This window comes from Collimonas silvisoli (genome assembly GCF_018305005.1).
GTDB lineage: Bacteria > Pseudomonadota > Gammaproteobacteria > Burkholderiales > Burkholderiaceae_D > Collimonas > Collimonas silvisoli.
The window spans coordinates 19,777-46,226 of sequence record NZ_JAGQEG010000030.1 but is presented as its reverse complement, the minus strand read 5'-3'; the positions used below and the strand labels follow the sequence as shown (position 1 = coordinate 46,226).

Genomic DNA, 26,450 nt, shown 5'->3' with positions numbered 1-26,450 from the left:
TTTTTATCGGCCAAGCGTGTGATGCGAGGGCTGATCCGATCGCTTCTTAAATCTTAAAAAAATCGACACCTAGATGTGTCGGGATGGAGACATTATGAACCCCAGCACCAGCACTTTATCTGCCGGCAGTATTCCAGTAGTTGCAGCAGTTGACGAATCCACTGTCATTCGCAAGGTGGCATGGCGGATCATGCCGTTGATCATGATTTGCTATCTGTTCGCCTTCTTTGACCGCATCAATATCAGCTTCGCCAAATTTCAGCTTCAGGGCGACCTGGGTTTGAGCGATACCGCGTATGGTCTCGGTGCCAGCTTGTTCGTCGTCGGATATGTGTTGTTCGAAGTGCCGAGCAATATGTTCCTCTACAAAGTCGGTGCGCGTCGCTGGATCGCCCGCATCATGATTTCATGGGGGCTGGCCACGGCGGCGATGATTTTCGTCTCCAGCGAATGGCAGTTTTATGGACTGCGGTTTGTGATCGGGATGATGGAAGCGGGCTTCGCCCCTGGCGTACTGTATTACCTTACGCTGTGGTTCCCCGCCACGTTCCGCGGCCGCATTACGTCCTTGCTGTTCCTGGCGTCGGCCTTCGCGGGCCTGATTGGCGCGCCTGTTTCGGGCCTGATCCTGGGGAATCTGGAGGGGGTATTAGGGATACGCGGCTGGCACTGGCTGTTCATGCTGGGCGGCTTGCCGTGCGTGCTGCTCGGCCTGGTGGTGCTGAATCAACTTAAGGACCGGATTGAAGATGCCGGCTGGCTATCCAAGCCGGAGAAGGAACTGCTAGGCAGTTGCATCGCCCAACACAATCCACGCGACGGCGGACACTCGCTGCTCAGCGCAATCAAAACGCCGGGATTTCTGACGCTGGGCCTGGTGTATTTCCTGATCCAGGTCGGTTCCTACGGCCTGAATTTCTGGGCGCCGCACCTGATCCGGAGCGCGGGGACCCAAAACCCCAGCATCATCGGCATGCTTACCGCCGTACCTTACGTGTGCGGCGCAATCTGCATGGTTCTGGTTGGCCGCATGTCTGACGCCAGCGGCGAGCGGCGCAAGTTTGTGGTCGGCCTGATGGTGCTGGCGTCCGTCGGCTTTTTCGCTGCGGGCTTGTTTGACAAGCAGACTATCCTGCTGATCGTTGCTCTGGGCGTCATGGGCACCGGCGTGGTTGCGGCTATTCCCGCATTCTGGGCATTGCCGCCCAAGCTGGTCACGGGAGCCGGTGCGGCCGGTGGGATCGCCTTGATCAACACTTTGGGTCAGCTCGGCGGCATTGTCAGTCCGGTGATGGTGGGACGCATCAAGGATCTCACCGGCAGCACTACGCCGGCACTGTATGCGATCGGCGGCATGACCTTGTTATGTGCGTTGATCCTGATGTACGGCTTGCCGGAAAAGCTGCAGCAAAAAGAGTAGTGTACAAAGCGCTTAATTGCTGATTTTCATTGTGTGGATTGGTCAAGGCTTGCCCACTCACGCACGGCCTGCGTAAACAGTTTCAGTGCCGTCGGCGGGTGGCGGTTAGCCGGGTAATAGAGACACAAGCCTGGCAAGGAAGGACTCCACTCCGGAAGTAGCTGAATCAGGCGACCTGATAGCAAATGCTCTTTCACGTGATAATCCGGTACCCAGGCTATGCCAATTCCAGCCAATGCTGCATCTACCATCAGGTTGGTATTACCAAGTGTCATTGGTCCAGCGACATCCATGTTCACATTTGCACCCTGATGTTCTAGATTCCAACGATAGAGTGCACCGCTCGCGAACCGAAAACGTATGCATCGATGGTGCTCCAGATCCTGTGGCGTCTTCGGCGGCGCGTGCCTGGAGAGGTAATCTGGTGACGCAACTGCAGCGAACCGCATATCGGGGCCGAGTCGAATAGCGATCATGTCGCGCGGTACGTCTTCCAATATCCGCATACCTGCATCAAAACCATCGGCCACGATATCCACGAATCTTGTATCCACAACGATTTCCACATGAATATCAGGATATTTCTTCAGAAAGTCTGGAAGTACGTGGCGCACCAAAGGCCTGGCGCCGGCTTCGGACGCGCTGATACGTATCGATCCGGAAGGACGGTTGATGGCAGACGCGACTTCGTTCACTGCGTCCGCCAGATCGGTGATAGCGGGTTTAACACGTCGGAGTAGCTGCTCGCCCGCCTCTGTAAGAGCGACCGAGCGGGTTGTTCGATTGAACAATCGCACGTTAAGTCGCTCTTCGAGGTTCCGCATGGCGTGACTCAATGCCGATGGCGAGACTCCCATCCCGCGTGCAGCCGCACGAAAGCTTTTCTGTTCTGCGATAACAACAAAAGCCGTGAGTTCGGATAAGCCTGCTTGCAACATAGGTGAATTTTGCTCAATAGATTGTGCATATTTTACTGGATTGTTGAGTATTGCACAGCAACCTATACTGCATTTGCTAGAACGCCGCGAGGCGTGTAACGGTGATCCGCTCCCACCACACGGCAACAGTTAGCCCGCGACACTTCAAAAGGAAAAATTGTATGGAAACGCACAACCCTACTGGCAACAACATTGAAGGAAAAGTCGTCGTCATCACCGGTGCAAGCAGCGGGCTAGGTGAAGCAACCGCCCGGCACCTGTCCGCGCTGGGCGCCACAGTTGTGCTAGGTGCTCGACGTGCAGATCGTATTCAAGCATTGGCGGAAGAACTGACCCGCGTTGGCGGAAAGGCTATCGCAGTCGCAACTGACGTCACCGACCACGAAGCAGTGAAAGTATTGGTCGACACAGCGGTGCTTTCCTTCGGGCGCATCGATGTGATGATCAACAATGCCGGACTAATGCCGCATTCCCCCCTTGAGCGCCTGAAGATCGATGACTGGAACCAAACAATCGATGTGAACATCAAGGGCGTGTTGTATGGCATCGCAGCAGCGCTGCCGCATATGAAACAGCAGAAGAGCGGTCACATTATTAATGTCTCATCGGTTGCAGGCCGTCAGGTTCGGCCCGGCAGTGCCGTCTATGCGGCAACCAAAGCCGCCGTGCTGATGATTTCGGAAGGCCTGCGCCGGAAGTGAAGCCATATGACTTGCGCACCACCGTGATCTCGCCAGGTGCTGTCGCAACAGACCTTCCGGGCAGCATTACCGAGCCGGATGTCGCCGGCTTTATCAGTAAGTTCTATGAAGAATATGCGGTCCCACCGGAGTCCTTTGCACGGGCGGTCGCCTTCGCAATTAGCCAGCCGCCGGAAATCGATGTGAACGAAATCTTATTCCGGCCGACACGCCAAGAAGGTTGAGCCTTGTAAATATGAAAAAATACAGAAACACAAGTTTGGTCTTAACAGTATCGAGGCCTTCGCTTCTGGATTCGGTGGCATGAGCATGAGCCACTTATGAAGGCGGCTACTTTCAATCAGTATGAGGAAGTACACCTGGCACGTCGAGGTCCCTTGCTCGCGATTATCCTTTCGAGCTATCTGATGATCGTGCTCGATGTCTCCATCGTGATTACAGGTCTCCCGAAAATTCGTGACGGCTTGGGCTTCTCCGCCACGACCTTGTCCTGGGTACAGAACGCATATACCCTGACGTTCGGCGGTTTGCTATTGTTGGGCGCGCGTGCCGGCGACATCCTTGGCAGACGCGCAATGCTCATCACCGGATTGGCCGTATTCACGGGAGCATCGATGGCGATCGGACTGGCGGCAACCCCTACCTGGCTGGTGTGCGCACGTGCGGTACAAGGTGTGGGTGCCGCCATTCTGGCGCCATCTACCTTGGCGTTGCTATCGACAAATTTTGCCGAAGGTCCCGAGCGTACTCGTGCGCTCGGATATTACGGTGCGACGGCCGGCATCAGTGCCCGCGTCGGTTTGGTGGCAGGTGGCATCCTGGCTGACCTGCTTTCCTGGCGTGTCGGTTTTTTCCTGAACCTGCCAATCGGTATCACCCTGATCTGGGCGGCGCGAAAGTATATCCAGGAGACACCACGCCGCTCTGGCCAGTTCGACATCGTGGGTGCCGCCACCTCAACGTTTGGCATGACCGCTCTGGTCTATGGTCTGGTCAATGCCGCCGCCAGTGGCTGGAGCAACTCGCAGACGGTGGCGACGCTGGGAGCCAGTCTGATTTTGTTGGCATTGTTCGTTTTCAACGAGTCTCGGGTGCAGCAGCCAATATTGCCATTACGCTTATTCTCCAATCTGGCGCGCAATGGCGCCTATCTGTCGCGAATGCTGTTCCTCGGCGGCATGATCGGTTTCTGGTTTTACACCACACAGTTCTTGCCGGGCATATTGGGCATGCGGCCGATGCAAGCCGGATTGGCATTCTTGCCTGCGACGCTAATGAATTTTGCGGTGGCGATGATGGTGCCAAGGCTGGCGCAGCGTTTCGGCAATTCTCGCTTGCTTGTTGGGGGGCTTGCCATCTCCGTCATCGGAATGACATGGCTGGCACAGGTCACCGCCGACACCTCGTATTTAACAGGTATCGCGTTGCCGATGCTGCTCATTGGCGCCGGTCAGGGAGCCTCGCTCAGTCCGCTCACGGTTGCGGGTGTTGCTGGGGTTGCTGCGGAAGACGCAGGAGCAGCCTCGGGCCTGGTGAACGTAGCCCATCAACTGGGCGGCTCCCTCGGGCTGGCAACGCTGATTGTTGTCTTTGCGTCTGCCGGAGGCGCTGGCATTTCCGATAGCCGGGTTGATCTGGCGCATCGCATTGCGACAGTGATGTCTGCCGGCGCAGTTCTTCTGGCGCTGGCATTGATTATTTCCTTATTCAGCATCGCTCGACGGAATACGGTGCGAACTATGCAGGCAGATGCCTGATCACCATCGTTGCCCTCATCGCTCGTGGGCAAACCGAAATAGCGACAACAACCGATTCAAATTTCTGAAACTTGAGTTCTACAAACAAGGAGTATTCATATGGCGCACACAACTTTAAATTCTATCGTCTTGGCAGCGGCCATTGCGGTCTCGGCAAGCCAAGCCGATGCGGCTGATTACAGAAAGAATCCCTTCACTTTGACCTACGAGGGTGCGATTACCCAAAATATGCCGGGCAAGGTCAATATTCATCCGGTCACGTACAAGCTGAACGGCCTGGATATTTCCGCCAACATCTATACCCCGGCCAACTACGATCCGAAGAAAAGCTATCCTGCTGTGGTGGTGGCGCATCCGAATGGCGGAGTGAAAGAGCAAACGGCAGGCTTGTATGCCCAGAGGTTGGCGGAACAAGGCTACATCACGATCACCGCGGATGCAGCGTATCAAGGCGCGAGTGGAGGCCAACCACGCAATGTGGACAAGCCGGCAAACCGTATTGAGGATATCCATGGAATGGCGGATTTCATCACCCGGTATCCCGGAGTAGATCATGCCCGTTTAGGCCTGCTCGGCATCTGCGGCGGCGGCGGATATTCTTTGGCGGCGGCTCAAACCGACAAACGATTCAAATCGATTGCGACTTTGAGCATGTTCAACTCTGGAATGGTTCGCCGCAATGGCTTCATGGATTCGCAACTATCCACCATTCAAGAACGCCTTCAGCAAGCCTCCAATGCCCGCGCTCAGGAAGCGGCAGGCGGGGAGATCCTCTATGCGAACAACGTGCAATTGACCGACGAGCAAATTGCCAAGCTTCCGTTTGAAATGTATCGCCAAGGATTTGAGTACTACGGCAAAACCCACGCCCACCCGAATTCCGATCCTAAATATACATTGGGCAGCCTGTTGGACCTGATGAGTTTCGATGCCACGGATCACATTGGTCTGATTGACAAGCCGCTGTTGATGATCGCCGGCAGCAAAGCCGATAGCCTGTACATGACAGAGCAAGCTTTTGCCAAAGCAACTGGAACGAAGGATAAAGAGTTGTTCAAAATTGATGGCGCAACGCATATTGAAACCTACTGGGTACCTAAGTATGTGGACGCCGCAATGGAAAAACTGACCAAGTTTTACGTGAGAACTCTCTAGAGCGAACGGCGGATGGCCCATAGAAATCACTCGGGAGAAACACTTGAAAAATCGCGTAATTAGTCTGTTCCACACAGCAAACATGATGGTCTGCGGTCTGTCGGTCGAGGCGTATGCCCAGGCCGCAACGCCTGTTGCTGTCACAGAGATCAGCGCTAGCAAGCAACCGACGCGGGCTCAGCAGTTGATGGGCGACATTGCCCCCAAAATGGCAGAGCTGACGGACGACGTCTTGTTCGGCGACGTATGGCAGAGGCCCCAGCTATCCAAACGGGATCGCAGCCTCGTCACCGTGAGCGCACTGGTCGCCATGAATCGCCCGGATCAACTGCGTGCCCATCTTGCTTTAGCGCGCGAGAATGGGCTGAGTGAAGAAGAACTCATTGAAGCGATCACGCATCTGGCGTTTTATTCCGGGTGGCCAAATGCTGTGACAGCAATTTCGGTGGCGAGAGAGGTTTTTAAAAAGCCGCCTGCCGAAGACAAGAAAGGAATACCGTGAAAACCTACGCTGCATTGGCAGCCGCCTCGTTAATTGCCAACTCTGCCGTTTCCGGTGGACTGGATGAACAAATTACTGTCACCGAAGTCGGCTCGCAAGCCTCAACTGTCGGGTCGGCTGCTTATTTCACCGGCACGGTACGTGTCGACTCCCCGTTTCGTGCCACCACGCCGGCGAGAGTCGGCGGCGCAATCGTGACTTTTGAACCCGGCGCGCGCACCGCATGGCATACCCACCCTCTTGGACAAACATTGATTGTCACTGCGGGAGCGGGACTGGTCCAGCAGTGGGGCGGGAAGATCCGGCACATTCGGGCAGGTGATATCGTATGGATTCCACCTGATACCAAACATTGGCACGGCGCAGCACCTACAACTGGCATGACGCACATTGCAATCGCGGAGTCGCTCGATGGCAAAACCGTGACGTGGATGGAGAAAGCCACCGACGAACAATATGAGAAATGACTATTAATTGCTTCTGGCCGATAACAAACAGTCGACCTTCGAATAAAGCAAGCGATCAGACCAGCCTACAACTCTGAAAAAAAACGCACTCAATGCAGTTGCTGCCAGCGCATATTGGCGCTTAAAGCAGCAAAGCGCCCACCAAACCACTGATCACCCCGACCAGCATAGTCAGCAAGGCCACCGCCACCAATACCCTGGCGTTGAAATCCTTGCGCAGCATCAGCAGCGACGGCAGGCTGATGCTCGGCAAGGTCATCAGCAGCGCTACCGCTGGAGCCATGCCCAGGCCTAGCGCCAGCATGGTCTGCACGATGGGAATTTCGGCCGCCGTCGGGATCACGAACAATGTTCCGGCGATGGCTAGCGGCAGCAGCCAGAGCAGGCTGTTGCCCATGGCGCCATCGATATGGGGAAACAACCAGACCCGGGCCGCTCCCAGCGCCAGTACCGCCAGCACATACACCGGGATAGTGCTCCAGAACAGCTGCCACAGGCTGCGCGTCCAGCGTGCCAGGAAATTTTGCGGATCGGGCGAGCTGGCTTCAGCGACCGCTTCTTGCGCCGGCTCAGGGATTTCTTCAGGGCCGGAAATGCGCTGCGCGATCAGCGAGACGCCCAGTACCAGCACCAGGCCGGCCACCAGGCGCAGGGCGGTAAAACCCCAGCCCAGCACGAAACCCATGAATACCAGCGTTGCCGGATTAAGCACCGGATTGGCGATCCAGAAGGCTAGCGCCGCGCCTACCGAAACCTGCTGGCGGCGCATGCCGGCCACCAGCGGGGCAGCGCAGCAGGAACACATCATGCCAGGCAGGGCGAACAGGCCGCCGCGCAAGACCGAACCAAAACCGGCTCGGCCGAACAGGCGCAGCAGCCAGTCGCGCGGGATCAGCACTTGCAGCAGCGAACCCAGGATCACCGCCAGTACCGCAGCTTTCCAGATTGCCAGGAAATACACTTTGGCGTAGCTCAGCGCTGCGGCGACGGGTGCGCCTTGCTTATCGTCGAGAATTGACGCGCCGATACTGTGCTTGTCTGCGGCCAGGAAGGATTTGACGTAGTAGGGCGACCATTTGACGTAATAGAGGCCGACCACGGCTACCAGTACGAACAGCGCCGGCTTCCACCAGAACGACCAGCCTTGGGTGCGGGATGGGGGGGATAGACTGTACATGGAGAATTCACCCTGTAGAAAATAACAGCGCATCATAACCCGCCACAACCCGCGTTTTCTATCTTTCTGGCTGATCCGGGGCTTGATCTGGGACTTGATCGCGCGCCACCGCGAAACAGATAAGGGCAACGCCGATTGAGCCGATAGCCAGGACATAGGCCAGCCGCTTGCCATGCCACAGGTTGCCCAGCCATCGATTGAAATCAGCGATCAATATCAGCGAGGTGCCGCCATATAGTTCGGCATCGCGCCGATAGGCCTTGGAATCTCCGGGTGCGACTTCATAGGCATTGCCGTCCACGACCTGGTAATTGCTGGCGGCGCTCATCTGTTCCGTAGCCGCACGATAGATCAAGCCGGCAGACAAGAGTCCGACCAGCAGGACCGCCGCCCCTATCAGATAAAGGGATAGCTGGAGATTCGAAAGCTTGCCGCGCATACCGTATCCATTCATATCGCCGGAAGTTTCTTTGCTTCGATGTTACGCCTCATGCGCGTCACGGCCGCAGCCTGCCGATCCGAATAGAAACCCACGCTCAGGCCGACGCCGGAGCGGGCGATCAGCGCTTCAAGAGTTGCAACGTCGGCTAATTGCGCGGGGCGGAGACGGCAGCCAGGCTGCTGAGCTTCGTGAGCTGCGACGGGTGCTTTAGTCTGCATAAGCTGCCTCCGGTCCATGCGATTTTTATCGTCAATTACTGCGTTGTCTAAGCCGTAGCATGGGACGGCGTATTCAACCTGGTTTTGCCAGTTGCAAACGACGCCTTCTGGATGCGTCCGTTCGCAATCTCGTAGATGCAGAGCATTTCGACGCTCCCTGCGCCTTCAGGAAAAGTCCGGGTGATGAGTTCAAAATCAATCACGATATTTCCCATGACTGTGCGTGAAATCAGGGAGGCGTGCAGATCCGGTTCGGCGAAGCGGGTCAGGAAGCGCGATCGCATCTGTTCATGGCCACGCGCCAGCAACTCGCCATGGAGTTGGTACTGCTCGGCATCTGGTGCGTAAGTCGTCAGCAGGGCTTCGATATCTTTGGCGTTATAGGCATCAAGCTGAGCTTGAACTATGGCAAGAGGCGATGGCAGGGACATGATTGCTTTCAAGGTTGATGGGCTGTTTGCGATTAATTCTTTAGTACTTGAGCCGATACCCGGTCTTGAAGATCCAGGCCACGATTGCCAGGAACACCGCCAGAAACACGATGGTCATGGTCAGGCTGATGGCGATGCTGACATCGGCCGTGCCATAGAAACTCCAGCGGAAACCGCTGATCAGGTACACCACCGGATTGAACAGGCTTATCGTGTGCCACACCGGCGGCAGCATCTTGATCGAGTAGAAACTGCCGCCGAGAAAAGTCAGCGGCGTGATGATCAGCAGCGGCACCAGCTGCAGTTTCTCGAAATTGTCGGCCCAGATGCCGATGATGAAACCGAACAGGCTGAAAGTCACGGCGGTCAGCACCAGGAACAGGATCATCCAGAACGGGTGCTCCACATGCAGCGGCACGAATAGTCCAGCCGTGGCCAGAATGATCAGGCCGAGCAGCATCGATTTGGTGGCAGCGGCGCCGACATAACTCACGACGATTTCCCGATACGAAACCGGCGCCGACAGCAGTTCATAGATGGTGCCGGTGAACTTGGGGAAGTAGATGCCAAAAGAGGCGTTGGAAATGCTTTGCGTGAGCAGCGACAGCATGACCAGCCCCGGCACGATGAATGCGCCGTAGCTGACGCCGTCGATCTGGGCGATGCGCGAACCTATGGCGGCGCCGAAGACGACGAAATACAGCGAGGTCGAGATCACCGGGGCGACGATGCTCTGCAGCAGGGTGCGCCAGGTGCGCGCCATTTCGAACATGTAGATTGCGCGGATTGCATGGAAATTCATTGCTCGTCCTTGATCAGGTTGACGAAAATATTCTCAAGCGAACTCTGCGTGGTTTGAATATCCTTGAACTGGATGCCTTCTTCGCTGAGGGCGTTGAGCAGCGAGATGATGGTCACGCGCTCACCGTTATTTTCGTAGGTATAGACTAGCTGGCTGCCGTCGCTGGCCAGATCCAGACGGTAGGCGGCAAGTTCGGGCGGAATCCGCTCTAGCGGTTTCTCCAGCTGCAAGGTCAGCAGTTTTTTGCCAAGCTTGCGCATCAGTTCTTTCTTGTCCTCGATCAGGATGATCTCGCCCTTGTTGATCACGCCGATTCTGTCGGCCATATCTTCGGCTTCATCGATGTAGTGCGTGGTCAGGATAATGGTCACGCCGCTTTCCCTGAGAGAGCGCACCAGTTGCCACATGTCGTGCCGCAGGTTGACGTCGACGCCGGCGGTCGGTTCGTCGAGAAACAGGATCTGCGGCTCATGCGACAAGGCCTTGGCAATCAGCACCCGCCGCTTCATGCCGCCGGACAGGGTCATGATCTTATTGTCTTTCTTATCCCATAGCGATAAATCCTTGAGCACTTTTTCGATGTAAGCGGGATTGGCCGGTTTGCCGAACAGGCCGCGGCTGAAGGAGACGGTCGCCCATACCGTTTCGAAGGCGTCGGTAGTCAGTTCTTGCGGCACCAGGCCGATCAGGGACCGGGCCGCCCGGAAGCCGCCGACAATGTCGTGGCCGTCCACCCGCACCGATCCCTCGGATATGTTGAGGATGCCGCAGATGCAACTGATCAGCGTGGTTTTTCCAGCGCCGTTCGGGCCCAGCAGGGCCAGGATTTCTCCACGGCGGATGTCCAGATTGATATTGCTGAGAGCCCGGTAGCCGGAGGCATAGGTCTTGCCGAGATTTGCGATGGAAATGATATTTTGCATGAGCCTATCGATCATGGTAAATGCAGGATTAGCCATGCATTCTAATCCTGATTGCAATTTATTTTTGGCGGCGCCCCAGCTTCTCCCGGTTGTCCAGATTCTCAAAGGCATTGATCAATTTGATCATGTTTTCCATGCGCGACTGTTCCTGCGGCGTGGTTGCGCGACTCCACAGAAGGTCGAATTCAGCCACGATCAAGCGATACTCAGTCTCGTCGATAGATGCTGCGATTATTTTTTTGTCAAACATATCTCTCTCGTGAAGGTAGACAAGTTTTACCGCTCCGGGCCGCCGCTCACGATGCCCGCTTGCGGTGAAGGTGGAGGCGGAATTTTCAGTCATATCAGATCTTTCCAAAGATGTCGGACTCTGCAAGAAGAGGCTACCGAGCCGCGTATTTCAAGGAGCTTCGAGATCTAGTCGAACGGATATCGCTGAAATCGACATCAGGACAAGGATGGCGCTGTCGAATTGTGGAATTGCCGACGGCTGCGAGGAAAACGCATTCTTTGCGCGCAGCGAAAAGGGCTTGATCGATAAGGTGAAACGAGTTCAAGTGAACGCCGGTGAAGCGATCATCCTGGCGCCGGACGCGATTCACAAGATTCGCAATCCACGGGGGACGAAGTCGCTGGGACTGCATGTCTATGGCGGCGATCTTACGGCGGCCAGGCGTCATATGTGGAATCCGCATACGGGACAGGAATTGCCGCTGGAACAGTCGCAATTCGAAGCATGGTGCGAACAGCTTACCGCTGCTGCAGCCAGTCCGGAACGGCAAACCTGCAATTGGTAATGATTGCGGGTTCGCCTTTCCGGATAGCTTATTTCCGAATTCTGAAACGTTCCCCGCTGTCTCAGGAGGCAGGCTTGCGCAACTGCGACCAAAGCCGTTCGGCTACCGGCCCGTGGACGACATCGCGCCGGCGTGCCGCATAGTGCTGGAGCTTGGCGCCTCGCAAATGCCGCCCTTCAAGCGAGATCAAACGGTTTGCCTTCAGGTCGGCTTGAACCAGGTGGGTGGGCAAATGGCCCCAGGCCAGACCTTGCACGATGAGCTCACGTTTCATCAGCTGGTCGGCGACGCTGCATGTGCGTGCGCCTTCAATCAGGTAATAGTTGGCCTGCGACGGACGCCGGCTCGAATCTTTGATCACGCACTGCATGTACGGGCGCATGTCGTCAGGTGTGAGCGCGTCGCTGATCTGGCCGGCAAAAAATCCCGGAGCGGAAACCGGCAGCAACTGTACTTCGAACAGTGCGATGGCTTCGATTTGCGGGTCTGGCTTGTCGAGGTGGTGAAAGATCAGGTCGCAGTCGCCGTCAGCCAGGCGTTCCCAGGGACCGCTGATGGTCTCGACCATCAAGTTCAAGCGCGTGCCGGTACTTGCCCCAAAAAATCGTCGCAGCATGCCCAGCGTTTCCGGAAGCGGGCATAGATCGCCTACAACTACGCGCAATTCGGGTTCATTGCCGGCTGCCAGTTGCGCAGCTTCGCGCCTCAATTCGTCGAATTGACGCAGAAACAAGACCACGCGCGCGTGAAACGCCGCACCTTCAGCGGTCAGCGCGACCCTGTATCCGCCGCGATTGAGCAGGACGATACCGAGTTGCTCTTCCAGCGACTTGAGCGCGGCATGCACGGTCGGGTGCGTGCGATTGAGATGGGTTGCCGCGGCCGAGAAACTGCCATGCGCAACCAGCGCTGCGAAGCATTGCAGCTGCAATAGCGTTGGCTCTGACATTGTCGATAAATCCTTCTCTCTCTGTAAAAACAAAGTAATTTTTTCAAACATTGATCGATCTTAACATGGTGCATCAACCTACTTTGGAGATCGAAATGAGGGCAATCACACGTAAACAGTTTGGCGGGCCGGAGATGCTGGAAGTGGTCGATGTTGCGGTGCCGACCATGCAGCCAGGCACCGTCATGATCGAGGTGCGCGCATTCGGCCTGAACCGGGCCGAGTTGTACATGCGGCGCGGCGAGTGGGGGGAGGTGGCGGCGATCAGCGGTATCGAATGTGTCGGTCGCGTCGTAGCCGACGCCACCAATCGGCTGCGGCAGGGACAAACGGTCATGGCGTTAATGGGCGGCATGGGCCGCACCATTGATGGCAGCTATGCCGACTATACGGTGGTCCCGGCAAGCAATGTCATTGCCATTGAGACCAGCGCGCCGTGGGAGCTGCTTGCCGCGTTGCCGGAAACCTATGCCACCGCATGGACCTGTTTGCACCGCAATCTTGAGCTCAAGGCCGGACAGCGGCTCGTCGTGCGGGGCGGCACCTCCAGCCTGGGACAGGCCGCCATCGACATCGCGGTACAACTGGGCGCCGAGGTGATCGCTACCACGCGCAACGCCGAGCGTGAGCCGCTTTTGCGCAGGCTCGGGGCGCATCATGTGGTAAGGCCAGACGGTGAGTTGTCCGCAGCATTGGCGCCCACCGGCGGCAGGGTGGATGCGGTACTCGATCTGCTGGGTAACAGCAGCATTGTCGATTCATTGCGCGCCACGCGGCGCGGCGGCCGGGTGTGTCTGGCGGGCTTCCTCGGCGGTCTCGCTCCCTTGGCCGATTTCAATCCGCTCAGCCAGATGCCAAGCGGGGTCCATCTGAGTTTTTTCGGTAGTTTCAATTTTGGTTCCGGCGACTTTCCCTTGTCGGGCGTGCCGATGCAGCAGATCGTCAATCTGATCGCGGACGGGCAGCTTCGAGGGCGGCCAGCGCGTACCTTCACATTTTCCGAGGTGCCCCATGCGCACCAGCTAATGGAACGCAACGAGGCGCTGGGCAAGTTCGTCGTACTCTGCTAGGGCTATCGAAGCGCCACTATCAATTCGTCAATATCTGCTGTCGGCCATATCCATCTATACTGCATGTTTGAGTCACACAACGGCTGATGGTCCATGGGCGATTGCAATCGCCGCACACCGCAAGCGACAAGAAACAATGCATGCAACACGACGCAAACTGATGAAATCCCTATTGGCCCTGAGCGCGCTGGGTGTCGCCGCCACGGCTTGGGCCGGTTACAACATCTGGTCCAACGAATATACGTTTTCGCAACAGCAACTGCAGAGCGCTATCGAACGCAAGTTCCCGCAGCAGCTGCGTTATGCGGAGGTGTTCAATGTCAACCTGAAGAATCCTCGCCTGACGCTCAATCCGTCGCAAAACCGCGTGTTGACGCAGGTGAATGTCAGTGTGCTTAGTCCGCTGTTGCTGGCGGCGCCATTGAATGGCGCGATTACGCTGAGCAGCGGCTTGAAATATGACAAGGCGACCCGCGCCATTCAGCTTGACAAGCCGACGGTCGACAGCATCGATTTCAGCGCCGTGCCGGCGCAATACAAGCCGCAGCTGAGCCAGATTGGCGCTATCGTGGCGGAGCAGGTGTTGAAGGATTATCCGATTCACACTTTCACCGGCGACGAGCTGCGCTTGAGCGGGAAAACCTTTGAACCCGGCGCCATCACCGTGCAGCCTGACGGCATTGCGGTGGAAATCAACGAGTCCTGACTTCAGTTATGTGGCTTGAGACGAAAGATGGCGTGCATTCGCTTGTCTTTGAAAAAAAGGGCGGCGTTCAATCACGAAAAATCCGTTCCCACCTGTTGCACCAGTGCCATGGCAAATTTACCGTTCCCGACTGACCAGTCCGAGTAATCATTTTCATGCATAAAAATAAATACGTCCTGTGGCAGCACGTCGGCCTTACTCTGCAGATTTTCTGCAATCCTGGCGTATAAATCGCGCTTCATCGCGTCGCTACGGCCGCGCCGCAAGGTGATTTCGATAACGACCAAACTATCCGAACGAGCAATGCCATTAAAGTTGCGGCTGTAGAAAAATTGTTCGGGCTCATAGTCCGTAACCAGATTGAACAATTCGTCTTGCGGCATGCCTATGCTCCCCACTAGTGCTTGATGTATGCCATCGACGATTTTTTGACGCTGCTGCTGGCTGGTGTGCTTGCTAACATTGGTGCGGATGAATGGCATGTGATATTTCCTAAAAATGTTATTGATAGGTGGTACGTATAGGAGAGGCGCGGAATCAGAGGAATATTTACGCATGTCTTCTAGATGAGACTCGCCCATTCTTATGGAAGCCACAGTTCAAGAAAAGCGATTTCTGTGAATTTTCTATGTGCGATAAACTCACGTAATGAAACGTCGACTACTACCATTAAATGCACTCCGCTCCTTTGAGGCCGCCGCCAGACTTGGCCGGATGACAGTTGCCGCCGATGAACTGGCTGTCACACCCGGTGCAATTAGCCGCCAGGTGCGCCAGCTTGAACTTAGCCTTGGAGTTCAATTATTCGAAGGGCCGAAAAACAAGCCATTGCTGACCGCAGCCGGCAAGGAGCTATTACCAGCCTTATCGGCCGCGCTGGATCAGATTGACGCTGCGGTGAGCGCAGTGAGTGATGATGCAAATGGAATTCTGGATGTGTCCTGCTTCAGCACTTTTACGCTCAAATGGCTGATCCCGCGCCTGTATGACTTTAACTCACGGCACCCAGAGATCGATATTCGTCTGAGTTCTAGCGATCGAGTAATTAATCTGGACCGCGAGCGCTATGACTTGATCATCACCATCGATGCGGCGAGTGATTGCGATCAAGTAAACGTATTGTCGCTTTTTCCGGAACGGTTAGGACCAGTATTGGCGCCTGCCCTGGCGACAGCAATCCAATTGCTTAAACCGGAAGATCTTGCCGATAAGCCGTTACTGCATACCAAGACGCGCCCCAATGCCTGGCAGATGTGGGGCAAAGCTATTGGCTACGAGGGATCTGTCCCGAGTGGGGCAGAATTCGAGCATTATTACTTTACGCTGGAAGCCGCAATTGCCGGTCTAGGGATCTGTGTCGCACCATGGCATCTTGTGATCGATGACATCCGACTTGGCCGTTTAGTGGCGCCGTTCGGTTTCCACGAAAGTTCTTATCGCTACGTAGCGAAACGGAGTCGACAGCGTGACAAGAAACTGGATAACTTCTGTGCATGGCTAATATCTCAGGCCGAACAGACCGCGCTCCCGACGGGTGTGAAATAGCAGCAATAAAAAGATGAAATCGATAGTGGCTAAGGGGACGATTTGCGGTTTTATCGTTTCTGCACGTTTGGCTTCATTACGGAAGAAATGGCGATAATTTATTACTCTTTCGCTATGCCGCGTCGATCAGCCGCTCTGATATCAGCAAACGAATCCGCCGGTCTACGAAATAGCCCCCAGCCTCGGTGTAGCGCAGAAAATAACGGCTGCAAACCTGGCATTTCGCGATATTGCATCGATTGTATGGATAGTAGCGCGGCGCAATTGGTGCATCAGGAGAGTCGTAGCGAGTGCCCGATGAATGGAACTCAGCGAATGTCGGATCGATGAAGGGATCCTCAAGCAAGGTGCCGATCTCTTGTAAATTGCCCTCAATTAAAGATAAGGGAACACTATTCCAGCTTTCCAGGCTGACGGTACAGCATGTGCACTCAGTGGTAATTTGAGCAGATTCCTGGGCCAAAGCTAGGAGGGTGGGGAAGTCCAGTTTTGGAAGGCCTGACATAGGTAAATTCTGTCTTTCAGTGAAAATTCAACCATCAGCAAACGGGATAGCACGCTTGTGCGACCGAGTACGATCAAGGGATTATATAAGTAGATTTATCGATCGATTGGCAACGAAAGTAAATATAAATAGAGAAATATTTATTATCTCTAAATAATATCATCGATAAACGCGCACCTATTTGACCGCTTGTGCGAGGATCCATTCCCGGAAGCGTTTGATTGCCCGTTCTTCATACCGTGCCTTGGGCGTCAATAGATAGTATTCCCCCGCACTGGCCAGTTTCGCGGGAAAGGGGCGAGCCAGATCACCGTTCGGGTCGAAACTGTCGACCAGTATCGACGGTACGAGAGCGATGCCCTGGCCGTCGCGCGCGGCTTGCAATGACATGAAATATTGGCCGCAATTGATTGCATTTTTCAATGGATCAAAATGGACATCGTGCGCGCTCAGCCAATCCTGCCAGGCGTAGCGCTGCGTCATAGTGTGAATTAGCCGATAGTGGGCTAGGTCGGATAGAGATGTTAACGGCTGCTTACTCTCAATAAGGAGCTTGCTGCAGACCGTCGCAAGAATATTCGGAAACAAGAGATCGGCTCGGACATCACGCCACTCCTGCGCCATCTCGCCGCCAATGCGTGGCCGCCTTGCATGGTAGCGCTTGCCCGGCAGGGGCCCGACCTTGATCGCCATATCGATCTGCTGGGTATGAAAATTAACCGGCTCGGTTGATGAAATGATCCTGACCTCAATATCCTTATTCGACTGCCAGAATGAACTCAGGCGCGGTGTCAGCAAAAAAGAAGCGACAGTAGGCAGCACACTGATAGTCAGTACGGTGCGGGCCCGCCGGCCCTTGGCGAGCGCTGTCGCTTCTTCAAGCTCTGCAAACATCTTGCCTACTGCCTGATAGTAGGCTTTTCCTTCTTCGGTCAGCTCAATTTTTCTGGTAAGACGGGTGAATAGTTTGCGCTGCAGATAATCTTCCAGCGTACGCACCTGGCGGCTGATTGCGCTCTGGGTGACGTTGAGTTCCAGTGCTGCGTTGGTGAATGACATGCCGCGTGCGGCGGCTTCGAATGCCCGAAGCGCCAATAGTGGGGGAAGGGCGCGTTTCATTCAGAGTGGGTGTCTGTAAATCATGCATGACTATAACTCATGTGTAAGTGCCAAACAAATCGTTTGTTGCGCTCATCTTAAGAAACTACCATTCACACAACATCAGCTGCGCAGTGAAGGCACGGGGATGCCGCCGGGCGTCGCGAAGAGATCAACGTCACTCATCACAGAGAAGGAAATGCTATGGCAAAAATCACCCGCAGGAAGGTCGTTCAACATATTGGAAGAGGAATCGGGGCATCGTTAATGATCGCGGCAACCCCGGCATCATTGTTGGCCCAGACAAAGGACCGGCTAGCTATCGGTACCGCCGGCAAAGGCGGCGTGTTCTATCCTCTGGGTCAGGGTTTGGCGGCCGTCATTTCCAAGTACGCCCCTGACATGGAGGCCGATGCTCTCGTGACCAGCGGCGCGGCTGAAAATATGAAACTGCTGCAAGAAGGGAAGATCCCGCTTGCTCTGGCGCAGGCAGATGTCTGCTGGGTTGCCGCTCAAGGGCAACTCAACGGCTTGCCCGAAAAAGTTCAGGTGAGAGCTCTCCTGGGAACAACTTCAGGTTACATGCATATCGTGACACTCGAAGGACTTGGGATCGACACGGTGGCAGATCTCAGAGGCAAGCGAGTATCGACTGGCTTGATTGGAAGCGGGACAGAGGTCAAAGCCCTGCGTGTACTGGAAGCCTATGGCGTCACACCTGACAATCTGGGAATGCATGTGCACCAGGAATACCCGGAGGCAGCCAAGGCGCTTAAGGAAGGCAAGCTTGACGCCTTCGCGTGGGATGCCACATTGCCCGGCAAATCTGTGATGGACCTGGCCACCACGCCGGGGATCAGGATTCGCCTTCTCGCCACTGGCGATGCGGTCCCTAAGATGGTGGAAAAGTACGGTCCGTTTTATTTTGCTGCAGCGATACCGAAAGGCAGCTATCCCGGGATAGATGAGGATGTTTCAGTCGCAGTTGGAAAAACGCTGCTGGTGGCCCATGAGCGAATGAAGGCGTCGCAGGCCTATGAAATCACCAAAGCGCTGCTAGAGCACAGTTCTGAACTGATAACCACACTTCCGGCGACAAAGGAGATTACGCCGGCAAATGCCGTACTCGGTTCCTCTGTACCGTTTCATGCTGGAGCGCTGGGCTACTACAAAGAAAAGAGCATTCCCGTGCCTGCGTGAACGACGACAATAGTACGCTAAGGTTTTCCCGTTTATAAATCACAAGTTTTTTTGCCTCGCAGCGGCCGGAATTCCCTATTGTCGATCCGAGACGATCGAGCCTTTGTGCGCTCGCCCTGCCGCTGCGCTGCCGTCACACCTCCACTTGGGGCGCCGATTTTTCGTCATCGCGCGCGCTTGCGCCGCGGCACAGCAGCTCGGCAAATCGCGCTGCATCGATATTCGAGCCGCAGACGAGCAAAGCGACTCGCTTGCCGGCCAGCTTGTCGCGCAACGGCCCGAACAGCGCCGCCGTCGCCACCGCAGCAGCCGGCTCCGCGACCAGCTTGGCGTCGCGGAACAGATACAGCATCGCGCGGCAGATCTCATCGTCCGTTACCCGCACCATCTCGTCGACGAAGCGCCTGCACACGCCGAAGCTGTAGGCCATCGCATAGGGCGCACCCAGGCTGTCGGCGACGGTGTCGACCCGTTCCAAGGTTTCCGGCGCGCCCGACTGGAAGCTGCGATACAGCGCGTCGGCGCCGAACGGTTCCACGCCGTACACGGCGCAGGCGGGGTTGATCTGCTTGACGGCGGCGGCGATGCCGGCGCACAGGCCGCCGCCGCCGACCGGCACCACCACCGCGTCCAGCCCCGGCACCTGTGCCATCAGTTCCAGCCCGACGGTCGCGGTGCCTTGCGCGGTCAGCGGCCCGTCATAAGGATGCAGCATGCTGCGCGCCTCGTCGCGTTCGATCTCGCGTCCGTGCGCGAAGGCCTGGTGCACATCGGGCATCAGCAGCACTTGCGCGCCCAGATCGCGGCAGGCGGCGATGCGCGCCTGGCTGGCGTGCTGCGGCATGACGACCTTGGCGCTGCAGCCGGCCAGGCGCGCGGTGTAGGCCACGGCGATCGCATGGTTGCCGGCGCTGACGGCGACCACGCCGCGTCGCCGCGCCGCCTCGTCGAGCGCCTCGATGCAGTTGAGGGCGCCGCGCAGTTTGAAGGTGCCCGTCTTTTGAAACAATTCAAGCTTGAGCCAGATTTCGCCGACGCCCTTGAATTCTTCTTCGATGATGCCGGTTTGCCAGCGCCAGACCGGCGTGTGCAGGATTTTTCCGGCCAGGCGGTCGGCGGTGTCGCGGATCTGGGCCAGTGATGGATAGGCGTGGGAAGACGCGGTCAGCGTGTGGGTATGCATGGGTGTTTCTCCATTGAATAGACGAAGGGATGCGACCAAGGTCGCGTCGGAGTCAGGGGGCGCCGAGCACCGGCGCCGCCGCAGCTCAGCGACCCTGAATAATTCGAATAATGGAGACGGCGGAAAAGCGGGGGGCGGACTTGCCGCAACCGGCGAACAGGGCAGCGCCAGCGTCGAGGGTGACGCCGCTGCGGTTCGAAACGGTGAGCATGTGCATATTCATGCGCTCAATCATGCCAAAGAAGCAGCGGCGTGGCAAGCGCTTCGATGCGCGAGGTACAACGGCAAGTTTCATGTCCTGTCCGCTTAAGCCTGGCGCTTGATAAATGTCGACTTGGTATAAGCCAGGCTAAAGCCGGCGCGCTCGGTATTGCGGGCGCTGGTGTTGGCCGGCCGCGCGGTGACGCTGGCGAGTGTGCAGCCCGCATCCCGGGCCGCCGCCAGTCTGGCGTGCAGAAGCGCAAGTTGAATCCCGCGCCCTCTGTAAAGCGGCAGCGTGCTGGCGATATATAAATGCGCCAGCCGTCCCAGCGGTGTCTCGATCAGGCTCATGCCGGCGGTGCCGGCTACCTTGTCGTCTATGGTCGCGGCAAACAGAAAGGTATCGCTGCGTTGCAGCGCGATCTGCGCCAGCGTTTCCAGCAGAATTGGCGGGCGGCTTACCGCCTGTACGGAAAATCCGGCAATCGAGTTGCTGACAAATGTGGGGGTGACTAAAGCTCTATCGGTGATTATCTCGATCCCGCTATGTGCGGCGGCGTAGCTATCGGCCGGCGTCAGATGACTCACGTAGGTGTTGCTGAAAGCGTTGACGGCGTATCCGCGCTCGGCCAGGACCGTTAGCGTGCTGCTGTCGGCATGCGGGCAGACATCGCATTGCGTCTCCAAGCCCTGCGCCGCATAGATTGTTTCCAGTTGCGCCAGTTGGCCGCGGCTCACCGGCGCTCCCATGCCGAGCCCTGTGACGTGATTGAGTTTGCGTCCGAAAGCGGGATCGGTAAGCGCTGCGACGCCGCCGCAGATGGCGATGGCGCGGCATTCTTCGCGTCCGCTCAACTGCCTGTATGCGGCAACTTGCCGGCTCAAATGCGTTGCTTCGGCGGCTTCAAGCGTATGGGCGAGTTCGGGTCCGGTCAACATCATGGCAAGTCGGTGCAAGGTTTCGGGAGGAGGCTGTCGTCTGTTTGCGGCGCTCAAATCAAGCCGGGATGATTGTATCCGAGTAGATCATCTGCCGCGACTCTCCCATCAAAAACGCCCGGTTCGGCTCGATCACTTCGCGCAGGTAACGCCATAGCGCCGCAACCCGCGCCACATTGCGGGTTTCGGTGGCGGCCACCAGCCAGAACGCGCGCTGGATGTCGACCTGGCCATCCAGCACCGGCACCAGATCCTCGCTTTGCTGCGCCAGGAAACAAGGCAGAATCGCCAGCCCCTGGCCGCTGCGCGCTGCCGTGTATTGGGCGATCACGCTGGTGCTGCGAAAGGCGCGGAATGCGGTTGGCGCGACATTTTCCTTGTAGCGCAGCTCTTCGCTGAATACCAGGTCGTCGACATAGCCGATGAAAGCATGGCTGCTCAAATCTTGCACCGTCTTGATCGGCGCGTGATTGGCCAGGTATGACGGAGTGGCGTACAGCTTGAGCAAATAATCGGTTAGCTTGGTGACTACGTAATTGCCGCTTTGCGGACGTTCGATGGTGACGCCGATGTCGGCTTCGCGCTTGGACAGGTTGACGAAGCGCGGCACTGGCAGCAAGTCGACGGTGATGTGCGGATGCCGTGCGCAAAAATGCGCCAGGTGCGGCGCCAGCACGAAAGTGCCGAAACCTTCCGTGGCGCCGAGCCGGACCTGGCCCGACAGCAGGCGGTTGTGGCCGCTCAATTCCTCGGCGGCGGCGTACACCGTGCTTTCGACCCGTTCCGCATATTCGATCAGCCGATGGCCTTCTGCGGTCAGGGTGTAACCCTGGTTGTTGCGCTCGAATAGCTGGCTGCCGACCTGTTCCTCAAAGCGGCGCATGCGGCGCGATACGGTCGAGTGGTCGATGCCGAGTTTTTTTGCTGTTTCAACCAGGCCCTGGCTGCGCGTCAGCTCCAGAAACACGCGCAGGTTATCCCAATCCAGCATGGCGTTCGTCGATTTCATTGCGCCTCCTTGCTGTGCATAAATGCAAAGTCATTGTGGATTATTGTCTATTGTTTCAATAATAATGCACATGCAGAATGTCCCTATAGAAAATTTCATAAAAATCGGTTCGCTGTCCGCAACGACCGCTAGAACCGAAAAACAGGAGACAACGATGTTGACAAAGCAGCACCAGTTGCTTGTACGCAGTTCGGCCTTGATCTTTTCTTTAATGGGTTTGCTGGCAGGGAGCCAGGCTCTGGCCCAGGAAGGCGAGGTGTACAAGGTCGGCATCCTGACCGATATGTCGGGACCGTATTCGGCGATGGGCGGGCCGGGCTCGGTGGTGGCGGCCAAGATGGCGATCGAGGATTGCATGAAGGCCGAATGCAGGGGTATGAAAATCGAATTGCTGACTGCCGATCACCAAAACAAGGCTGACATCGGCGCTTCCAAGGCGCGTGAATGGATAGACCGCGACAAGGTCGACGCCATCGCCGACCTGACCAATTCCTCGGTGGCGCTGGCAGTGCAGCGCCTGATTCGCGACAAGGGCGGCGTCGCCATGTACAGCGGCCCGGCGACCACCGTGCTGACCAAAGCGGAATGCGCGAGCAACGGTTTCCACTGGATGTTCGATACCTATTCGCAAGCCGCCGGAGCCGCTGCCGCATTGACCAGGATGGGGCAGAAATCCTGGTACTTCGTCACTGTCGATTACGCCTTCGGCCAGTCGCTGGAGAAAGATGCCGGCGATGTCGTCAAGCGTCTCGGCGGCACTGTGGTGGGATCGATCCGCCACCCATTGAACGCCAGCGATCTGTCGTCGTTCCTGTTGCAGGCGCAGAGTTCGAAGGCGCAGGTGATCGGCCTGGCCAATGGCGGCCAGGACACCGTGAATGCGATCAAGCAGGCGCGCTCCTTCGGCATCGGCAGCAAGAACCAGCGGCTGGCGGCGTTGCTGGTGTTCTTGTCGGATGTGCATGCGCTCGGCCTGAACGACGCCCAGGGCCTGGTCTATACCGACGGTTTCTATTGGGATTTCGATAACGATACGCGCGCCTTCTCCAAGCGTTTCGAAACATTCTACAAGGGCAACAAGCCGACCATGGTGCACGCCGGCGTCTATTCCAGCGTCTACCATTATCTGAAAGCGGCGGCCGCCAGCAAGTCGCACGACTGGAAAGTGGTGACGCAGAAAATGCGCGAAATTCCGATCAGTGACGCTGTCATGCGCAATGCTGCTATCCGTCCGGACGGCAGGGTGATCCATGACATGTATCTGTATCAGGTTAAAACGCCGGCCGAATCGAAAGGCCCTTGGGATTATCTGAAACTGCAGTCGACGATTCCGGCGCAGCAGGCTTTCAAACCGATGGATGCTTCCTGTCCTTTGGTCAAATAAGGCAAACACAACAGGGTGTTCAGTGCTACGACGGGAACACCACTTATTTTCAATTTGTTTTTAATCGTTCGAGGAAGTCATCATGTCCGCTACCGCCAACATCCCTAATGTTCCCCTATACATCGGCGGCAAAGCCGTCCAATCCACCAGCACCGAATGGCGCGACATCCTTAATCCGGCAACCCAGGAAGTGGTGGCGCGCGTACCGTTCGCCACCAAGGCCGAAGTCGATCAGGCGGTAGCCAACGCCAAGCAGGCGTTTGCCAGCTGGCGCAACACTTCGCTGGCGCAGCGCATGCGCATCATGCTCAAGTTCCAGCAGCTGCTGCGCGAAAATATCGCACCGTTGGCCGAACTGATCACGCGCGAGCACGGCAAGACCTTGCCGGATGCCGAGGGCGAAGTCATGCGCGGCCTGGAAGTGGTCGAGCATGCCTGTTCCATCACCTCGCTGCAATTGGGTGAATTGGCTGAGAATGCCGCCACCGGGGTCGATGTCTACACCATCAATCAACCGCTGGGTGTCGGCGCCGGCATTACGGCGTTCAACTTCCCGGTGATGCTGCCTTGCTTCATGTTTCCGGTGGCGGTGGCTTGCGGCAATACCTTTATCCTGAAGCCGTCCGAGCAGGATCCTTCATCTTCGCTGTTCCTGGTGGAGCTGGCGCAGCAGGCCGGTTTGCCGCCGGGCGTATTGAACGTGGTGCATGGCGGCCCGGAGGTGGCCAACATGTTGTGCGATCACCCTGACATCAAGGCGATTTCCTTCATCGGTTCGACCCACGTCGGTACCCATATCTATCGTCGCGCCAGCGAAGCCGGCAAGCGTGCACAGTGCATGATGGGGGCGAAGAACCATTGCATCGTGCTGCCTGACGCCAACAAGGATCAAGCCATCAACAATTTGCTGGGCGCTGCTTTCGGCGCCGCCGGCCAGCGTTGCATGGCGAACTCGATGGTGCTGCTGGTGGGCAAGGCGCGCTCCTGGCTGCCGGAAATCGTTGAACGTTCACGCGGCCTGAAAATCGGCCCCGGCAGCGATCGCCAGGCAGATCTTGGACCGATGGTGTCGAAAGCCGCCAAGGCGCGCACCGAGCGTCTGATCGGAACCGGTGTGGAGCAGGGCGCGCAATTGCTGCTGGACGGCCGCGATTGCCAGGTGGCCGGCTACCCCGACGGCAATTTCGTCGGCCCGACGATTTTTTCCGGCGTCACCGCCAAGATGGATATCTATACGCAAGAGATTTTCGGCCCCGCCATGTGCGTGGTCGAACTGGAGACGCTGGACGAGGCGATTGCCTTCATCAACGCCAATCCGAACGGCAACGGCACCTCGATCTTTACCTCCTCCGGCTGGGCTGCGCGCAAGTTCCAGAACGAGATCGACGTCGGCCAGGTCGGCATCAATGTGCCGATTCCGGTGCCGGTGGCTTATTTCAGCTTTACCGGTTCGCGTGCTTCCAAGCTGGGCGATCTCGGCCCTAACGGCAAGCAGGCAGTGCAGTTCTGGACCCAGACCAAGACCGTGACAGCGCGCTGGTTTGCGCCGGATGCGGATGGCGGTGAAATCAACACCACGATTTCCATGAAGTGATGCCGGCTTGCAGATAGATCACAGGAGATTTTCATATGACTAGCGAAATCGTTTTTATCGGCCTCGGCCACATGGGTTTGCCGATGGCGCTGAATTTGGTGAAGGCCGGCTGCCAGGTCAGCGGCCATGATCTGGTGGCGGCCAGTGTCGAGCAGTTTGTTGCCGGCGGCGGCAGTACCACTGAAGATCTGGCGGCCGCACTCGGCGCCGCCAAGGTCATCATCACCATGCTGCCGGCCAGCCGCCATGTCGAAGGGGCCTATCTGGGCGCTACCGGGATACTGGCGCAGGCGGCGCCGGGCGCCTTGCTGATCGATTGCTCGACCATCGCGCCCGACGCCGCCCGCAAGGTAGCGGCCGCGGCGCGCGATAAAGGTTTCACCATGCTCGATGCGCCGGTCTCGGGCGGCACCGGCGGTGCTGCCGCCGGCACGCTGACCTTCATGGTTGGCGGTTCGGATGAGGGCTTTGCGCTTGCCAAGCCTTATTTCGAAAAGATGGGCAAGGCGATTTTCCATGCCGGCGACAACGGCAGCGGCCAGACCGTCAAGGTGTGCAACAACATGCTGCTGGGGATTCTGATGATCGGCAGTTGCGAGGCGATCAGGCTGGGCATGGCGAACGGAATGGATCCTAAGGTGCTATCGGAAATCATGGCGAAAAGTTCGGGCCGCAACTGGGCGCTGGAGGTATATAACCCTTGTCCCGGCGTGATGGAAAATGCGCCGGCCTCGAAAGGTTACAGCGGTGGTTTCGGCGTCGATCTGATGCTCAAGGATCTGGGGCTGGCGGTGGAGAACTCTTTGTCCACCAACAGCAGCGTGCCATTGGGGGCGCTGGCGCGTAATCTGTACGACATCCACAGCAAGAGCGGCGCCGGCGGCCTGGATTTTTCCAGTATTTTCAATCTGCTGGCCAAGGCTGAATAAGTTTGCGCTTGCGCTTCCGGTCAGCCTGACTTGAGCAGGCGCTTGCGCTCTGCCGTGTACGACCACCACGGCAGCGGCTCGGCGCCTTCCATATAACGCACCACCGATATGAACACATCGATCACGCATGGATCGTGCCTGGCGCCGGTCTTGGCGCACAGCGCGTCATACATCTGCAGCGGCGATTTGCCGACCAGTTGTTCCGGGCGCTGAATGCCGATGCAACGCAAATCGGCAGCGCCGGCCTTGCCGATATTCGGCAAATCTTCCAGACGGACCACAGCCGCTCTGTCCAGGTATTTGGGCATTGAACCTCCATCGATATTGCGTCAGATAAGATTTCCACGGATTCACGCATTGTGACACGGCGCTTTCAGCGCCATCGTGGCATGGCAATCGAATTGCCTG

At 57.0% G+C, this 26,450-nt stretch carries 30 protein-coding genes and 1 pseudogene; 14 read left to right on the top strand and 17 right to left on the bottom strand.

What is annotated here, in order from left to right:
• The first annotated feature begins 94 nt into the window (after positions 1–94).
• A complete protein-coding gene (locus KHU33_RS10445; protein ID WP_211462783.1) occupies positions 95–1,420 on the top strand; it encodes an MFS transporter in 1,326 nt (441 codons plus the stop codon).
• 26 nt (positions 1,421–1,446) lie between these two features.
• On the opposite strand, the gene KHU33_RS10440 is transcribed toward KHU33_RS10445, so the two are convergent.
• Positions 1,447–2,358, bottom strand: a complete 912-nt coding sequence (locus tag KHU33_RS10440) for a LysR family transcriptional regulator (protein WP_211462782.1) — start codon at positions 2,356–2,358, stop codon at positions 1,447–1,449.
• Positions 2,359–2,519: 161 nt separating this feature from the next.
• Between KHU33_RS10440 and KHU33_RS10435 the strand changes: the two are divergent.
• The 5 genes and pseudogenes from KHU33_RS10435 (at position 2,520) to KHU33_RS10415 (ending at position 6,940) form a co-directional block, all read left to right on the top strand.
• Positions 2,520–3,283: pseudogene (locus KHU33_RS10435) on the top strand (SDR family oxidoreductase).
• Positions 3,284–3,379: 96 nt separating this feature from the next.
• Positions 3,380–4,816: an MFS transporter gene (locus KHU33_RS10430; protein WP_211462781.1), complete on the top strand. Its 1,437-nt coding sequence runs from the start codon at positions 3,380–3,382 to the stop codon at positions 4,814–4,816.
• 99 nt (positions 4,817–4,915) lie between these two features.
• Positions 4,916–5,971, top strand: a complete 1,056-nt coding sequence (locus KHU33_RS10425) for an alpha/beta hydrolase (protein WP_211462780.1) — start codon at positions 4,916–4,918, stop codon at positions 5,969–5,971.
• A 43-nt stretch (positions 5,972–6,014) separates the two neighbouring features.
• Entirely contained in the window at positions 6,015–6,473 is a 459-nt protein-coding gene (locus KHU33_RS10420; RefSeq protein ID WP_230414177.1) for a carboxymuconolactone decarboxylase family protein, read from the top strand.
• Entirely contained in the window at positions 6,470–6,940 is a 471-nt protein-coding gene (locus tag KHU33_RS10415) for a (R)-mandelonitrile lyase (RefSeq protein ID WP_211462779.1), read from the top strand. The genes KHU33_RS10420 and KHU33_RS10415 overlap by 4 nt, the downstream gene beginning before the upstream one ends.
• A gap of 121 nt (positions 6,941–7,061) precedes the next feature.
• On the opposite strand, the gene KHU33_RS10410 is transcribed toward KHU33_RS10415, so the two are convergent.
• The 7 genes from KHU33_RS10410 to KHU33_RS10380 are packed head-to-tail and all read right to left on the bottom strand — an operon-like array spanning position 7,062 to position 11,276.
• Positions 7,062–8,117: a permease gene (locus KHU33_RS10410; RefSeq protein WP_211462778.1), complete on the bottom strand. Its 1,056-nt coding sequence runs from the start codon at positions 8,115–8,117 to the stop codon at positions 7,062–7,064.
• Positions 8,118–8,175: 58 nt separating this feature from the next.
• Positions 8,176–8,556: a hypothetical protein gene (locus tag KHU33_RS10405; protein WP_211462777.1), complete on the bottom strand. Its 381-nt coding sequence runs from the start codon at positions 8,554–8,556 to the stop codon at positions 8,176–8,178.
• Between the two features lie 11 nt (positions 8,557–8,567).
• Positions 8,568–8,777 (bottom strand): hypothetical protein, encoded by a 210-nt coding sequence (locus KHU33_RS10400; RefSeq protein WP_211462802.1) that lies wholly within the window; start codon positions 8,775–8,777, stop codon positions 8,568–8,570.
• Positions 8,778–8,824: 47 nt separating this feature from the next.
• Positions 8,825–9,208: a nuclear transport factor 2 family protein gene (locus tag KHU33_RS10395; RefSeq protein ID WP_211462776.1), complete on the bottom strand. Its 384-nt coding sequence runs from the start codon at positions 9,206–9,208 to the stop codon at positions 8,825–8,827.
• A 40-nt stretch (positions 9,209–9,248) separates the two neighbouring features.
• Positions 9,249–10,010: an ABC transporter permease gene (locus KHU33_RS10390; RefSeq protein ID WP_211462775.1), complete on the bottom strand. Its 762-nt coding sequence runs from the start codon at positions 10,008–10,010 to the stop codon at positions 9,249–9,251.
• A complete protein-coding gene (locus KHU33_RS10385; protein ID WP_211462774.1) occupies positions 10,007–10,933 on the bottom strand; it encodes an ABC transporter ATP-binding protein in 927 nt (308 codons plus the stop codon). Before KHU33_RS10385 ends, KHU33_RS10390 begins: the two co-directional genes overlap by 4 nt.
• A gap of 58 nt (positions 10,934–10,991) precedes the next feature.
• Positions 10,992–11,276 carry a hypothetical protein gene (locus KHU33_RS10380; RefSeq protein WP_230414176.1) on the bottom strand — a complete coding sequence of 95 codons (285 nt, stop codon included), beginning with the start codon at positions 11,274–11,276 and terminating at the stop codon, positions 10,992–10,994.
• 115 nt (positions 11,277–11,391) lie between these two features.
• Here KHU33_RS10380 and KHU33_RS10375 point away from each other — a divergent pair, with 115 nt between their 5' ends.
• Positions 11,392–11,730, top strand: coding sequence for a cupin domain-containing protein (locus KHU33_RS10375; RefSeq protein ID WP_211462773.1), 339 nt, complete (start codon positions 11,392–11,394; stop codon positions 11,728–11,730).
• 61 nt (positions 11,731–11,791) lie between these two features.
• On the opposite strand, the gene KHU33_RS10370 is transcribed toward KHU33_RS10375, so the two are convergent.
• Entirely contained in the window at positions 11,792–12,679 is an 888-nt protein-coding gene (locus KHU33_RS10370; protein WP_211462772.1) for a LysR family transcriptional regulator, read from the bottom strand.
• Positions 12,680–12,774: 95 nt separating this feature from the next.
• On the opposite strand from KHU33_RS10370, the gene KHU33_RS10365 reads away from it, so the two are divergent.
• Together KHU33_RS10365 and KHU33_RS10360 are read left to right on the top strand one after the other, a co-directional pair.
• Positions 12,775–13,749 (top strand): zinc-binding dehydrogenase, encoded by a 975-nt coding sequence (locus tag KHU33_RS10365; protein WP_211462771.1) that lies wholly within the window; start codon positions 12,775–12,777, stop codon positions 13,747–13,749.
• Between the two features lie 160 nt (positions 13,750–13,909).
• Entirely contained in the window at positions 13,910–14,455 is a 546-nt protein-coding gene (locus KHU33_RS10360) for a DUF1439 domain-containing protein (protein WP_230414175.1), read from the top strand.
• Between the two features lie 71 nt (positions 14,456–14,526).
• On the opposite strand, the gene KHU33_RS10355 is transcribed toward KHU33_RS10360, so the two are convergent.
• Positions 14,527–14,937, bottom strand: a complete 411-nt coding sequence (locus KHU33_RS10355) for a tautomerase family protein (protein WP_211462769.1) — start codon at positions 14,935–14,937, stop codon at positions 14,527–14,529.
• A gap of 166 nt (positions 14,938–15,103) precedes the next feature.
• On the opposite strand from KHU33_RS10355, the gene KHU33_RS10350 reads away from it, so the two are divergent.
• Positions 15,104–16,000 (top strand): LysR substrate-binding domain-containing protein, encoded by an 897-nt coding sequence (locus KHU33_RS10350; RefSeq protein WP_211462768.1) that lies wholly within the window; start codon positions 15,104–15,106, stop codon positions 15,998–16,000.
• A 112-nt stretch (positions 16,001–16,112) separates the two neighbouring features.
• Here the strand turns inward: KHU33_RS10350 and KHU33_RS10345 are convergent, their stop codons facing one another.
• Complete coding sequence (locus KHU33_RS10345) at positions 16,113–16,505, bottom strand: hypothetical protein (RefSeq protein WP_211462767.1); 393 nt, start codon at positions 16,503–16,505, stop codon at positions 16,113–16,115.
• A gap of 177 nt (positions 16,506–16,682) precedes the next feature.
• The gene (locus KHU33_RS10340; protein WP_211462766.1) at positions 16,683–17,624 is read right to left on the bottom strand and encodes a LysR substrate-binding domain-containing protein; all 942 of its coding nucleotides are present in this window, start codon (positions 17,622–17,624) and stop codon (positions 16,683–16,685) included.
• Between the two features lie 183 nt (positions 17,625–17,807).
• Between KHU33_RS10340 and KHU33_RS10335 the strand changes: the two genes are divergently transcribed.
• Entirely contained in the window at positions 17,808–18,803 is a 996-nt protein-coding gene (locus KHU33_RS10335) for a TAXI family TRAP transporter solute-binding subunit (protein ID WP_211462765.1), read from the top strand.
• A gap of 133 nt (positions 18,804–18,936) precedes the next feature.
• Here the strand turns inward: KHU33_RS10335 and KHU33_RS10330 are convergent, their stop codons facing one another.
• The 4 genes from KHU33_RS10330 to KHU33_RS10315 all read right to left on the bottom strand — a co-directional run bounded on the left by KHU33_RS10330 (position 18,937) and on the right by KHU33_RS10315 (position 22,117).
• The gene (locus tag KHU33_RS10330) at positions 18,937–19,986 is read right to left on the bottom strand and encodes a threonine ammonia-lyase (protein ID WP_211462764.1); all 1,050 of its coding nucleotides are present in this window, start codon (positions 19,984–19,986) and stop codon (positions 18,937–18,939) included.
• Positions 19,987–20,071: 85 nt separating this feature from the next.
• Positions 20,072–20,281, bottom strand: coding sequence for a hypothetical protein (locus tag KHU33_RS10325; RefSeq protein ID WP_211462763.1), 210 nt, complete (start codon positions 20,279–20,281; stop codon positions 20,072–20,074).
• Positions 20,282–20,292: 11 nt separating this feature from the next.
• Positions 20,293–21,129 (bottom strand): GNAT family N-acetyltransferase, encoded by an 837-nt coding sequence (locus tag KHU33_RS10320; RefSeq protein WP_211462762.1) that lies wholly within the window; start codon positions 21,127–21,129, stop codon positions 20,293–20,295.
• Between the two features lie 55 nt (positions 21,130–21,184).
• On the bottom strand, positions 21,185–22,117 hold the full coding sequence (locus tag KHU33_RS10315; RefSeq protein WP_211462799.1) for a LysR family transcriptional regulator: 933 nt from the start codon (positions 22,115–22,117) through the stop codon (positions 21,185–21,187).
• Positions 22,118–22,346: 229 nt separating this feature from the next.
• On the opposite strand from KHU33_RS10315, the gene KHU33_RS10310 reads away from it, so the two are divergent.
• From KHU33_RS10310 to mmsB, 3 genes are all read left to right on the top strand, one after another.
• Entirely contained in the window at positions 22,347–23,519 is a 1,173-nt protein-coding gene (locus KHU33_RS10310; protein WP_230414178.1) for an ABC transporter substrate-binding protein, read from the top strand.
• Between the two features lie 82 nt (positions 23,520–23,601).
• A complete protein-coding gene (locus KHU33_RS10305; protein ID WP_211462760.1) occupies positions 23,602–25,113 on the top strand; it encodes a CoA-acylating methylmalonate-semialdehyde dehydrogenase in 1,512 nt (503 codons plus the stop codon).
• 35 nt (positions 25,114–25,148) lie between these two features.
• Positions 25,149–26,042 (top strand): 3-hydroxyisobutyrate dehydrogenase, encoded by an 894-nt coding sequence (gene mmsB / locus KHU33_RS10300; protein ID WP_211462759.1) that lies wholly within the window; start codon positions 25,149–25,151, stop codon positions 26,040–26,042.
• A 20-nt stretch (positions 26,043–26,062) separates the two neighbouring features.
• Here mmsB and KHU33_RS10295 read toward each other — a convergent pair whose 3' ends face one another.
• Positions 26,063–26,350 (bottom strand): helix-hairpin-helix domain-containing protein, encoded by a 288-nt coding sequence (locus KHU33_RS10295; RefSeq protein WP_211462758.1) that lies wholly within the window; start codon positions 26,348–26,350, stop codon positions 26,063–26,065.
• Positions 26,351–26,450 lie beyond the last annotated feature (100 nt).